The 13542-nt window shown below is 47.4% G+C and carries 9 protein-coding genes; all 9 read left to right on the top strand.

Annotation, left to right across the window (positions count from 1 at the left end):
- Window positions 1–166 precede the first annotated feature (166 nt).
- The 9 genes from ACQQ6X_RS04405 (at window position 167) to ACQQ6X_RS04365 (ending at window position 13380) form a co-directional block, all read left to right on the top strand.
- Entirely contained in the window at window positions 167–1666 is a 1500-nt protein-coding gene (locus tag ACQQ6X_RS04405) for an N-acetylmuramoyl-L-alanine amidase family protein (protein WP_305164379.1), read from the top strand.
- Between the two features lie 49 nt (window positions 1667–1715).
- Entirely contained in the window at window positions 1716–2366 is a 651-nt protein-coding gene (locus ACQQ6X_RS04400) for a GerMN domain-containing protein (RefSeq protein ID WP_305164378.1), read from the top strand.
- Window positions 2367–2579: 213 nt separating this feature from the next.
- A complete protein-coding gene (nth, locus tag ACQQ6X_RS04395) occupies window positions 2580–3254 on the top strand; it encodes an endonuclease III (RefSeq protein ID WP_305164377.1) in 675 nt (224 codons plus the stop codon).
- 65 nt (window positions 3255–3319) lie between these two features.
- Window positions 3320–3592: a hypothetical protein gene (locus ACQQ6X_RS04390; protein WP_013310628.1), complete on the top strand. Its 273-nt coding sequence runs from the start codon at window positions 3320–3322 to the stop codon at window positions 3590–3592.
- A gap of 481 nt (window positions 3593–4073) precedes the next feature.
- Window positions 4074–7745 (top strand): dynamin family protein, encoded by a 3672-nt coding sequence (locus ACQQ6X_RS04385; RefSeq protein WP_305164376.1) that lies wholly within the window; start codon window positions 4074–4076, stop codon window positions 7743–7745.
- 256 nt (window positions 7746–8001) lie between these two features.
- Window positions 8002–9777: an ABC transporter ATP-binding protein gene (locus ACQQ6X_RS04380; protein WP_305164375.1), complete on the top strand. Its 1776-nt coding sequence runs from the start codon at window positions 8002–8004 to the stop codon at window positions 9775–9777.
- Window positions 9774–11612 (top strand): ABC transporter ATP-binding protein, encoded by a 1839-nt coding sequence (locus tag ACQQ6X_RS04375; RefSeq protein WP_305164374.1) that lies wholly within the window; start codon window positions 9774–9776, stop codon window positions 11610–11612. The genes ACQQ6X_RS04380 and ACQQ6X_RS04375 overlap by 4 nt, the downstream gene beginning before the upstream one ends.
- Window positions 11613–11741: 129 nt before the next feature.
- Entirely contained in the window at window positions 11742–12926 is a 1185-nt protein-coding gene (purT, locus tag ACQQ6X_RS04370) for a formate-dependent phosphoribosylglycinamide formyltransferase (RefSeq protein ID WP_305164373.1), read from the top strand.
- Window positions 12919–13380, top strand: a complete 462-nt coding sequence (locus ACQQ6X_RS04365; protein ID WP_063213410.1) for a GNAT family N-acetyltransferase — start codon at window positions 12919–12921, stop codon at window positions 13378–13380. Before purT ends, ACQQ6X_RS04365 begins: the two co-directional genes overlap by 8 nt.
- The last annotated feature ends 162 nt before the right edge of the window (window positions 13381–13542 follow it).

Below are 13542 nucleotides of genomic sequence, written 5' to 3'. Positions count from 1 at the left end.
CGACAAAAATAGTTCTTTGGCACGTATATTTCTGTTATGATGGAATATATTCGCAACTTTTGGTGTGAGATAACGTCTATAAGGTTGTCTGATATTACATAAGCGCGTATATCAGGTCGCCGCACCGGAGCATGTGGCAAAAAAATTATGAATGGAAGGGTGACGAATGAAGAAATTTGGTTTTTTGTTGTTATTATTTGTCTTCATGTGGGCGGTTCCGGGTTATGGACATGCGGCTTCGAGTGGAACACAGATCTATCTCGACGATCAACAGTTAAGTGTCCCTAGTGGGGCTAAGGCACAAGTCATTGGCGGAAGTACGATGGTCCCGCTACGCGTAATTTCTGAAAATTTGGGATATGACGTGACGTGGAAGCAGCAGGCGCGAACCATAACGATTGAGAAGGACAGTACCTCGATCCGAATGATAATCGGAAGTAAGACGGCGACTGTCAATGGAAGCGATATTAGTCTGGATGCTTCGCCTCTGCTGCGTTCCGATTATGCCCTTGTACCGCTTCGCTTTATCGGCGAGCAAATGGGACTGGACGTAAAATGGGACAGCAGCTCCAAGTCCGTAAAATTATATACCCGCAGCAGCGGGTCTGGAAACGGGGAATTTACACCTCCCAAGTCCGGAAATAACAGTACAGGTACAGGTAGTGTAACTGCGCCAGCCAATAATGCGGATTCAGGTGTGACGTGGGTGCAGGGGGTTAGCTTCAGCCAAAACCGGTTAACCATCACAACAGCGAGTGCCGTCAAGCCGAAAGCGTTTACGATGACAGGTCCCGATCGGGTAGTGGTGGATTTGCCAGCGACAGCGTTTGCTGATAATTTTGGAGACCAGCAGAAGCTGGATAGCAATTTGAATGGTTCGCTGGACATTGAAAATGAAGCGGATGTGTCTGGGGTCCGTTATGCTTTATTTCAAAAGGAACCATCAACGGTGCGTGTGGTTATTGATTTGAAACATGCCATGAATTATACCGCATATAATGATGGATCGAATCATGTGATCGTCGATCTGGCTTCCAAGGATTCGGTGAATACGACGCCAGACGCAACGTTACCGGATGGGTCACAGCCAGATGATACGCAGACATCTCCAGTAAACAGCAATGGTAAAAAGATCGTTGTTATTGATGCTGGACATGGAGCAAAAGATTCCGGAGCAGTGGGTGCTTCGAGAAAAAATTATGAAAAGACCTTCAACTTAGCGATGGCTCTGAAAGTAGAAAGCATATTAAAGCAGAACCCGAATATTGAGGTTGTGTTGACACGTAGCGATGATACATTTTTAGAGCTTAAACAGCGTGTAAAAGTGGCTGAAAATCTCAAAGCTAACGTATTTGTATCCATTCATGCTAACAGCAGCGGTAGCTCAGCTTCCAATGGTACAGAGACATATTACCAGCGTAGTGCAAGCAAAGCGTTTGCTGACGTTATGCATAAGTACTTTGCTCCTGCGACAGGTCTGACAGACCGAGGCATTCGTTATGGAAATTTCCATGTGATTCGGGAAACGACTATGCCGGCTGTTTTGCTTGAAGTAGGATATCTGAGTAATCCAAAAGAGGAAGCAACACTGTTTGATGAAGATTTTCAAAACCGGGTAGCTCAAGGGATTGCAGATGGTATCACAGCGTATCTCGGCGTAAAATAAATCTTCAACAAACCGCTTGCCAACGTTAAGCAAGGAGGGGGACAGACGTATGAACAAGAAAATTGTAATTGCAGGTCTGCTGGCACTGTTTGCCATTGCAGGTGCAGGGTGTGCCTCTAAGCAAACATCGGCTCCTGCGACTCCATCTCAGGAAACACAAACTCCAGCTGCACAAAATAATACACCTGACCAGACGACCCCTGATCCATCAGCACAGTCTGCTGAAAATAATGGAGCGAGTCAAACACCTGCATCTCCATCGACGGAGCCTACCAAGACCAAAACGGACACGGAAAAGTCAGGAGATCAACAAACGCAGCAGATCACGGTGTACTACACAGATACACAAGAGAACGGCTTGAAAGAACAGAAAAAGGAAATTACTTACCCAAGCGAGCTGGAAAAATTCCAAAAAGCGTTTGAAGCTCTACAAAAAAGTGGTAATTCTGCTCTCATTCCGTTATGGTCCGAGAAAATTAGTGTGCATAAGATCAAATTAGATAACGGTGCGTTGACTTTTGATATTTCCCTGCCGGATGAGGCTCGATTAGGAGCTGGCGGCGAGGAGTTAGCTATTGATGCCTTGAAGCAAACGATGTTCCAATTCAAGGAAGTCAAAACGCTGGATTTGCTTGTAGATGGTCAATCTCTGGAGTCCTTGATGGGACATGTAGATTTAGAGCATCCAATGAGTCGCTAACCGATCAGACTGTATGAAAATTTCTTGGGAATTTACACACTTTTCACGTGCAATCTGTGACAGATAATGATAATATAGGAGTGTATTTCTCGCCTATGCAGGCAGTCATGCACAAATAGTATTCGTTTCTTTCCGGATGATTATTTAGAGTGACCGTCTTGATGCGGGCTATCCCGTATCAAGACGTTTTTTTTGCTAGGAGGTAGGATTTCCGTGAATGCAGCAACCGCACGTCATATATTGGACACCATCGGTACAATGTTTCCGGATGCCCATTGTGAGCTGAACCATAACAATGCTTTTGAATTAACGATTGCCGTGTTATTGTCTGCTCAATGCTCCGATCAGATGGTCAATAAAGTAACGGCAGACCTGTTCCAAAAGTACAAGTCACCTGAGGATTATCTGGCAGTTCCTCTTGAGGAACTGGAGCAGGATATTCGCAGAATCGGCTTGTACCGAAACAAGGCCAAGCATATTCATAACCTCTGCCGTATTTTAATAGACCAGTACGGGGGAGAGATCCCCTCGGAGCATGATCAACTGGTCAAGCTACCCGGTGTTGGCCGCAAGACGGCTAATGTCGTAGTATCTACTGCTTTTGATGTACCAGCTATTGCAGTAGATACGCATGTAGAGCGCGTTTCCAAACGGCTCGGCTTTGCAGGGTGGAATGATTCAGTGCTTGAGGTGGAAAAAAAGCTAATGAAAAGGGTGCCTAGGGATGAATGGTCTGTGACCCATCACCGGCTCATTTTTTTCGGACGCTACCATTGCAAAGCTCAAAACCCTCAATGTCAGGTATGTCCATTGCTTGATGTATGCAGGGAAGGCAAGAAACGTATGAAAACGTCTCTTATCAGAAAAGATAAGAAACGTAGAGCCTAAAGACCCGATAGACCTATTTAGGTAATAGGGTTTAACCATTTATGTGTAGAAAAGGATGAAGAGTAATGAAGTGCATTTCGGTATATACAGACAATTTTGAAGCGTTCTCTGATATTTTTGAGCAAATTGTAACAACAGAGTTTGCTGAAAATGAAGAACGCGAGCTAGAGGGAATCACAGTTAGTCATTCTGGTGATGTACCCGAGCATTACCTGGAGCGTATGTCACAAAAGCCAGAAGTGGTCGTAATGAAGGACAAATCTCGTGGAATTACGATTTTACAGCATGGTCAAGTATTTGAAATTTTGCTGCCAGTGCTTGAGACTGCGGCTAATTAAGTGCAATTAGCGGACGACATGTGTTTTGCATGTTCCGATATCGGCGGCTCGGCTGGTCTAACCAGCCCGAAGGCGCATATTTTGTACAGACCATCATCAAACGCTGGCTATGGACGATTTCTTTCAGCCAGTGCGGTTTTACATTTCAATATCAGGAAGCAGGCTCACCCGTTGTTTACATATCTTGCTTCATCGTTGCCCCTTTGAGGGCTTTGATGAAAATTCATGAGTGTCATCCTGAGTACTTACCAGGAGATTCGATCAAATGGAATCTCATCGGGAAAGTCATCAAACGATTTGAAACAACGAAAGATAGACCCTCTGAATGTTGTCATTTACAAGAACAGCGTTCCCAAAAGCCAGGTACAGGCAGGGAGCGCTTTTTTAGTTTTTTTTAATGTGATGATTCTCACAGTGGCTTAAGAATGCTACAATATAGCTATTTGGTGCAGATAAGAAACAAGGAGTGGAGCCGTAGCTTATGATGCAAACGATTACAGGAGATGCGGAAAAGTGGTTGAATACGATAGAACAGATACAGGATACCTTGTGTAAAGCAAGGGATGTAGCAGGAGCGAAGGCGGTAGGAGATTTGCTGGAAAAAGCGCATGCGCAAGAGCTGACCATTGCCTTTTGTGGACATTTTTCAGCAGGTAAATCGAGCTTGATTAACAGCCTGTGTGGTAAAACCGTGCTCCCATCTGGACCGGTGCCTACGAGCGCTAATGTAGTGTCTATCCGCAATGGACGTTCGAGAGCGCTTATTCATCCAGCCCAATCATTGGAAAACCCGGAGCCGGAAATCGTGGAAGCCTCCTTATCTGAGCTTGCTGAGTATTGTAAAAATGGTGGAGCCTATGAATCAATTGAAGTATGGGAGGATATTCCGATATTATCTGGCGGAGGAGTGCTGCTGGATACACCCGGTGTAGATTCCACAGACCACGGACACGCGATGGCGACACATTCAGCTTTACATTGGGCTGATATTGTTTTTTATGTGATGGACTACAATCATGTTCAATCTGAAAATAATTTGTCCTTTGCCAAAAGTTTGTCGGATTGGGGCAAGCCGTTATATTTGATCATCAATCAAATCGATAAACACCGAGAGCGGGAGCTATCATTTACACATTATCGTAATGAGGTAGAAAACAGCTTTCATGCCTGGCAGGTACATTACACAGACATCCTGTTTACTTCCTTGAAGGAGCAGAATCACCCGTGGAATCAGTGGGAGCAGCTGACGCGTTTGATTCCGAAATTGTTGGAGCGCAAAACAGAATTATTGGGATATAGTTTAGTGTCCTCCATGCGCCATTTGGTAGAGCAGCATGTAGAGACGGTGCAGACCGCTGAAGAAGAGGAACTGAACACACTGCTAAAAGAAGCGGGTGGAGAAGAAGCTATTTTGCGCCTGGACATAGAGCAGAAAACCTTGCAGCAAGAAGATGAACACTGGAGGATGCTGCCAGAGCAGGAGCATAAACGGCTGCGTCAAGAGCTGGATCATCTATTAGAACACGCACATCTCACGCCTGCGGAGCTACGTGAAGCAGCGGGCGAATATTTAGAGAGCCGCAAACCGGGCTTTAAAACAGGACTATGGTTTGCCGGAGGAAAGACTGAGCGAGAAAAGGAACGCCGTTTGGACCGGCTGGCAGGGATGCTGACTGATCAGGTAGAGGGACAGTTGTTGCCTCATGTGCGTGAGTTACTGAGGTCTTGGGGAGAGGCTCAAGGTCTGTGGACTGCTGCGATGGAGCAGGAGCTGGATGACATCCGCCCTGTGATGGATCGGCAACTGGTAGAGCAGACAGTAAAGGAAAATGCTTTGTCATCAGAGTATACGATGAACTATTGCAAGGACCTACGAGCTGCTGTGACCGCTGATTGCCGCCGTAAGGCCTTGGCGCTGGTAGACCGCCTGCTGGCCCAGCTTGCAGTGCGAGCCCAAGCCCGCCGCGAGGCTCTCGCAGATGCGCGCACTGCGTTGCTCGCGCAGGCGGACGCGGCGAGCCGCTATAGCACTCGCGTGCAAGCCTTGGCTTCGCACGCCGACCTGCTGCGAAGCCTGCTGCCGCAGGCTTCCGCGCCTGACGGGTTGCCCCGTGCGGACACGCCTGCTCCTGCGCCCGATACCGCCGCTGTTGCCCCGCCAGCTGCGGCAGCAACGGCTGCCGTGCGTTCAGATATCGCTGGCTCGCACGACGCGTCGGTACAGCCACGGGTAGATGCGGCCGCCGCAGCACAGCCTGCCGCGGGTGGCCGCCGTACGCGGCTGGATGCAGCGGCGACACGATTGAAGACCGCCGCTGCATTGGTAGGCCCGTACCCTGCCATGCAGGCGGCTGTTCGGGATTTGCATACACGCGCCGCTGCACTGGAGGGCGGGCGGTTCACACTGGCGCTATTCGGAGCGTTCAGCGCCGGCAAATCCAGCTTTGCCAATGCTTTGCTGGGCGAAGCGGTGTTGCCCGTATCCCCGCATCCGACGACAGCGGCGATTAACCGCATTATGGCGCCTACAAGTCATGAGCGTCATGCCACGGCTGACGTCCAGATGAAGTCAGCGGATGCGTTGCGAGAAGATCTTAAATACTCTTTTCGGTTATTAGGATTGGGCGAACCAGCATCTGTAGACTGGCAAGAAGCCGTAAATGCGTTATCACCGGAAGGCATTCATCCTGCGGGAAGGCCTCATTACAGCTTTTTAAAAGCCGCTGCAGCTGGATGGGAAGAAGCTGAAAGCTTGCTTGGGCAACAGCTTCAGGTAAATTTAGAGCAATATCGAGATTTTGTCGCATCCGAGCGCAAGTCATGCTTCGTGGAGCATATCGACCTTTATTATGATTGCGCTCTGACTCGTCAGGGCATCGTGCTGGTAGATACGCCAGGTGCCGATTCTGTAAATGCACGGCACACGGGCGTGACCTTCAACTATATGAAGCATGCAGACGCCCTTGTATTTGTGACTTACTATAACCATGCGTTTACACAAGGGGACCGGCAGTTCTTGAATCAATTGGGCCGAGTCAAAGAGACATTGGCGCTGGATCAGACATTTTTTATCGTCAATGCATCCGACCTGGCTTCTTCTGAAGAAGAACTATATTCTGTAACTCAGCATGTACAGGAACAGCTTCAAGCCAACGGAATCCGCAAACCGCGTATTTATCCGCTTTCCAGCATGCTGGCGTTGGAAGCAGCCGAGCAGGGAGAGGTTTCGCTGCGTTCAGCTTCACGATTTGATGCGTTTGAAAATGACTTTTCGGCATTTGCAGCCGAAGAGTTGGCAGGCTTGTCCATTGCATCTGCTATGCAGGAGCTGAGACGGCTGCGGAACCGGATAGAACAACATGCTGCCGATGCTCGCTATAGCGCTGAGGAGCGTGAGGTCCGATTAGAGCAATTAACCCGAATTCGTGGGGAGCTGGAGGATGTGCTCCTTGGTTCAACTGGCAGCCATGGTAAATCCGTGTTGTCGGACGAAACTGATGAACTGCTGTATCATGTACGTCAAAGGCTTGCCTACCGAACGGGTGAATTTATGGCTGAAGCGTTTCATCCATCTGTCCTGCGTGAAGGAGTAGGTGATCTTCGTTCGGCCTTTGCATCTTGTGGTCGTGAGCTGCTGCGATTGATCGAATTGGAGCTGTCTCAGGAATTGCTAGCAACCACACTCAGACTGGAAAAAACGGGGCAATCCTTGGTGCGCAAGGCTATACAAGAGTGCGTAGATCACATGAACCATCAGTTAACTGGGTTAGGCTGTACAGCTCCTGAATTCAGAGAATGGGCTGTTCCCGAGCTAATCGATATTTCCTTGCAGGATTCCATTCAGTGGAAGGATTACTGGAATAGCTTTAAAAATCCAAAGCTATTTTTTGAAGGAACGGGTCGCGCGAATTTACAAACCAGATTAGAGCCTATATTGCGCCAGCTAATCGGGGAAGCTGTGGATCATCAGCGAGAGCGAATGGCTTCTTTTTACATTGCAATGATGCAAGAAGAACAAACATGGCAGAAAGCACAGCTTCGTGAGCAAATGTTGGAGACGACTCGAGGCATGGAGCATGCACTTAAGGGTGGTGAGGAGCCACAAGTTTGGGAAGAGCTTGCTAGTCAGATTGCGGCTTTGGAATCCATATAAATATATTTATGATTGCCATAAGGTCAGGACACCGGGTTGTGGGACAATCCGGTGTTTTAAGCATACTTCAAAAAGACAGGAAAACTGAGGAAATAGCCATATTCAATGATAAGAAAGCGATTTAATTTGTCTAATCACCTGCCAATTGCGAACCTGCCTGAAAACGACCTGTTATCCTCTTTGCCGCCTGGGAATACGGATGGTAAACTTCACTAAGCCATATAACAACGTCGTGCAACTAATGGAGGGACTTGACATGGAAGTGCTCAGGCAACTGCAAGTTTTTTTTCGCGAGAGGAGACATTATCTATTTCTTTCCATTCTATGCCTTGCGATAGCGACGGCCCTCGGACTGGTGTATCCGAACCTGCTCCAACGGCTTATTGATAACGCTATCATCCCCGGTGACTTCGACAAAGTTCCGGTTCTGGCTCTGACTGTACTGGGAGTCGTGATTATCAAAGGATTTATGCAATTTTTACATGGCTTTTTTGGTGGACGGCTAGGCAACTATTTGGCGTATCGACTTCGCAATGCCTGCTACGAGAAGCTGCAATTTTTGTCCTTCAGATATTATGACACTGCCAAAACAGGGGATCTTATGTCCCGTCTGACTGGTGATTTGGAGGCGATTCGCAACTTTATCGGATTTGGTTTTGCCCAGCTCCTCAATGTGCTACTGATGGTTGTATTCGGCTCTATTATGATGCTGTATATTAATTGGCAGCTCACCCTCTTTACGATGATCAGCATGCCATTGTTACTCTTCGTCACTTTCAAGTTTGAATCTCGGATTCATCCCACCTTTCAGGAAATGCGAATTGCTCTCAGCGCCCTGACGACAGCGGTACAAGAAAATATAACAGGTGTGCGAACCGTTAAATCTTTTGCCCGCGAAGCCTATGAAGTTGAAAAATTTTCCGTACGCAATGAACAGTATAAAAGTAACCAAATTCAGGCTGCTTCCTTATGGAGTCGATTTTTTCCTGCCATGGAACTCATTGCCTCGGTCAGTGTGGTTCTTCTCTTGGGAATGGGTGGATATCTGGTTATACAGAAGTCAATGACCTTGGGGCAACTCGTCGCCTTCTTTAGCTTAATTTGGTATATTATTGGCCCCATCTGGAGCATTGGCTTTCATATCAATAACTATACGCAGTCCAAAGCTTCCGGTGAGAGGGTTTTGGAGCTGCTGAATCAGTCCATAGATGTAACTGATGAAGCTGATGCACTCACACTTACTACCGATCAGGTGACAGGACATGTGACGTTTGAACATGTTACCTTTGCTTATGGAAATAAGCTGCCTGCTGTTGTTGACATTAATCTGGATGCGCCACCAGGATCGGTCATTGGGATTTTAGGAGGAACGGGGTCCGGGAAGTCGACCATTATTCAACTACTTATGCGAGCCTATAATGTGAATGCGGGAAGCATCAAGTTAGATGGCAAAGATATACGCCATTTGAAAGTTCGTGATTTACGTGCTCAAATTTCGTCTGTATTTCAGGAGACATTTTTGTTCTCGTCCTCTATACGCAACAATATTGCATATGGATTAAGTCATGTCAGTATGGATGACATCATACGTGTTTCCAAGCTGGCTCAGGCGCATGAATTCATAACTGAATTACCGCTGGGATATGACACTGTCGTCGGTGAACGTGGTCTGGGACTGTCTGGAGGGCAGAAACAACGGATCGCCATCGCGCGCGCATTACTCAAAAATCCGAAAATACTCGTACTGGATGATGCCACCAGTGCGGTCGACATGGAAACAGAGCATGAAATTCAGTCCGGTTTTCAAGAGGTTATGCGTGGACGCACAACGTTTATTATCGCTCATCGAATCTCCTCGCTTCGTCATGCCGATGAAATCGTGGTGCTTGAGGAAGGACGAATCGTTCAACGGGGAACCCATGAACAGCTCATTTCTACCCCAGGACCATATCAAGATGTGTATCATATTCAATACGCCGATTACATAGCGGAGGCTCCAGACGGTGTATCCGAAGGGCAGGTGAGACCATGAATATTCCTGTAGAAAAAACTAAGCCGTTAAAAAAGCCGACCAATGAGCGCTTTGTCTATCAAGATGATGAGGTTATTGACAAACCGTTTAACTGGGTGGAATTCAAACGCTTGCTAGCATATATGAAGCCTTATGCCCGTCAGATTCTGCCGATTCTTCTGGTCATGATGATTCTTGGCACGATTACTAAGCTGACGGTTCCATATTTGATCAGTCTGGCCATTGACAAGGCCATTGCTCCCGCATGGCCTGCACTGCCGAGCGTAGAGTTACTATTGCTTATCACAGGTGCCGTGCTCTTGTTGTATTTAATTCAATGGGCAGCCAATACGTACCGCATTAAATTCACCAATATTATTGGTCAACGGGTTATTTACGATTTGCGTGAAGATTTGTTCAAGCATATTCAGAAGCTTTCGTTTAACTTTTTTGATAAAAGACCAGCGGGTTCTGTATTAGTACGCGTGACGAATGACATTAATTCGCTACAGGATCTTTTTACGAACGGTGCAGTGAATGTCCTCATTGATTGCGTACAGCTTCTCGGAATTATTGTTATTTTGCTGCTTATTAACTGGAAGCTCGGTTTGGCGGTGATTGTGACCGTTCCGATCATGTTTTTGATCTCCACCAAGCTGCGTGTACGCATCCGTCGCGCCTGGCAAGAAGTACGCATGAAGAACTCGCGCATCAACTCTCACTTGAATGAATCCATTCAGGGAATTCGTGTGACGCAAGCGTATACGCAGGAACAGGAAAACATGGCTTATTTCGACGACATGAACAGCTCCAGTAAAAAGTCGTGGGATAAGGCCTCTGCCATGAATCAGGTCTTTGGCCCACTTATTGATATTACCGGTGGATTTGGTACGCTTGTGCTGTTCTGGTTTGGAGCTCATCTAATCCAGACAGATCAGCTTACAGTGGGCTTGCTGGTTGCGTTTGCCAACTATGTAGGGAACTTTTGGGAGCCGATTAATCGGTTGGGTCAAATGTATAATCAACTGCTGGTTGCAATGGCCTCGTCAGAAAGAATTTTTGAATTCATGGATGAACAGCCGAATATTGCGAACAAATCGGGAGCAAAAGTCTTGCCGCCTATTCGGGGGGATATCCAATTTGAAAAAGTCGTTTTTGAATATGAAAAGGGACGTCAGGCGCTTAAAGGTATTAATCTTTCTGTCGAGGCGGGGCAATCCATAGCGCTTGTGGGTCATACCGGATCAGGTAAAAGTACCATTATTAATTTGCTCAGCCGTTTTTATGACATTACATCAGGGCGACTTACCATTGACGGCTATGATGTGCGAGATGTCACGGTGGAGAGCCTGCGCAGCCAGATTAGCATCGTGCTTCAGGATACATTTGTTTTTTCAGGGACGATACGCGATAATATCCGATTTGGCCGTTTGGATGCGACGGATGAGGAAATTGAAGCGGCTGCGAAGGCAGTCAATGCTCATGAATTCATTGTTCAGTTACCAGATGGCTACGAAACAGAAGTAGAGGAGCGTGGGGGGATGCTGTCCATGGGCCAACGTCAGCTCTTATCCTTTGCTCGTGCCTTATTGGCTAATCCGCGAATTCTTATTCTGGATGAGGCTACAGCCAGCATTGATACGGAAACGGAGTTGAAAATTCAAGAAGCTCTACAGGTACTATTGGAAGGTAGAACTTCTTTTATGGTCGCTCACCGTTTGTCCACCATCCGGAATGCTGATCATATCGTTGTGCTGGACCATGGGGCAATCCAGGAAAGTGGTAATCATGAACAATTGATGAAAAAACATGGAATATATCGGGGGCTGGTGGAAGCACAGTTCAGATTTTTGTAAAAAAAAGATCAAAAAATCGCGTTTTTTGTAAATTTTCATGCCGAGCACTATTGCATTCTTGGAGCTAAACCCTGAAAATAAAGATGAAAAGAGATCAGAGCAATATCATCAGAGGGGGAAGAGTTCAAGATGTGGGGTGCTCCTTTTTCTGCCAAGGCTAAGAAGATGTTACTGCTGGGTAGCGGCGAATTGGGAAAAGAAGTCATTGTTGAAGCTCAGCGGCTTGGCGTGGAATGTATTGCTGTTGATCGCTATGAGCTGGCTCCAGCAATGCAGGTGGCCCATCGCTCTCACTGTCTGGACATGCAGGATGCTGAGGCGTTGAAAGCACTAATTCGCAAGGAACAGCCCGACATAATTGTACCTGAAATCGAAGCTATTGCTACGGGTGCTTTGGAAGAATTAGAGCAAGAGGGATTTCACGTAGTACCAACGGCCCGGGCCGCCCGTCTTACGATGGATCGGGAGGGTATCCGCAGGCTGGCTGCCGAGAAGTTACAGCTTCCGACTGCTGCCTACCGTTTTGCAGATCATTTTGAGCAGTTACGGTCGGTGGTTCAAGAGCTGGGCACGCCATGCGTGGTCAAACCCTTGATGAGTTCGTCGGGTAAAGGGCAGTCTGTATGCCGGACACTCGAAGACGCAGAATCCTGCTGGAATACGGCGCTGGAAGGCGCACGTGCCAAAACGACACGTGTCATTGTTGAAGCTTTTGTCCCATTTGAGAGCGAAATCACCTTATTGACCGTCAGATCGGTATCAGGTACGACTTTTTGCCCACCGATTGGCCACATTCAGAAGGATGGAGATTATGTCGAATCCTGGCAGCCTCATGGCATGACGGACAAGCAGCTTTCGGAGGCACAGGAAATTGCCCGTACGATTACGGATGAACTGGGTGGTTACGGATTGTTTGGCGTGGAGTTGTTTTTAACGGCTGATAGCGTCATATTCAGTGAAGTATCCCCGCGTCCGCATGATACTGGTATGGTGACCATGATTACGCAGGATTTGTCTGAATTTGCGCTTCACGTTCGGGCGATTCTCGGATTCCCGGTGCCATCCGTCACGCTGCTTACACCAGGTGCTTCAGCTACCTTGAAGGCAGAAGTGGCTACACGCGATTATTCAATAAGCGGTCTGCATGATGCATTATTGCTACCCCGGACACAGGTGCGAGTGTTCGGGAAGCCTGAAACCAAGCCGGGACGCCGGATGGCTGTAGCGCTTAGCGCTGCAGAAGATGTGGAAACAGCACGAAAGATAGCCAAAGAAGCTGCCAATATGCTGAAAGTGGAGGTAAATCATGTCTAACAGTGTGATGATTCCAGTACTGACAATTCGTTCCGTAGAGCTTGGCGATTGCGAAGCTGTAACTGGACTACTCAGAGAAGTCGGATACCCCATGACTTGTGGTGTTATGAAAGAAGTTATGGGAACAACGCAAGAGGACAGCCAAGCAAATATGATGGTTGCAGAAATGGATGGTCGTGTTGTCGGTGTAATCGGCATGCATACGGCTCAAAGCCTGGCCTATCCTGATCCTGCCGTACAAATCACCATGCTGGTCGTGAGCGGGGAGTATCGCGGCGAAGGCATTGGCAAGCGTTTGGTTGCTTGTGGTGAGGAGTGGGGGCGTGCGCAAGGCTGCTACCATTTATTCATTACTGGAGCGAATAACCGCATCAAACAAGTGGAGGCCCGTGCTTTCTACAATCGAATCGGCTTTGAAAAGCAAGGCTATCGTTTCAGCAAAAAGCTTAGATAATCAGCCTGTAACAAACAATCTAGTACTTAAAGCCTCACTATTTTTAACTTTGTCCTGTTGGCCATTGCCGAGCAGGGCTATTTTTTTTCCAACTTTTATAACCTTGCTGATGCTATAAAACATGATATACTGCTAGAGTAATAATTACAAAGTTGTAACCTG

The organism is Paenibacillus ottowii, from assembly GCF_050516475.1.
GTDB classification, from domain to species: domain Bacteria; phylum Bacillota; class Bacilli; order Paenibacillales; family Paenibacillaceae; genus Paenibacillus; species Paenibacillus ottowii.
Note: the sequence above shows the minus strand (reverse complement) of the source record. Positions and strands in the feature narration are given on the sequence as shown.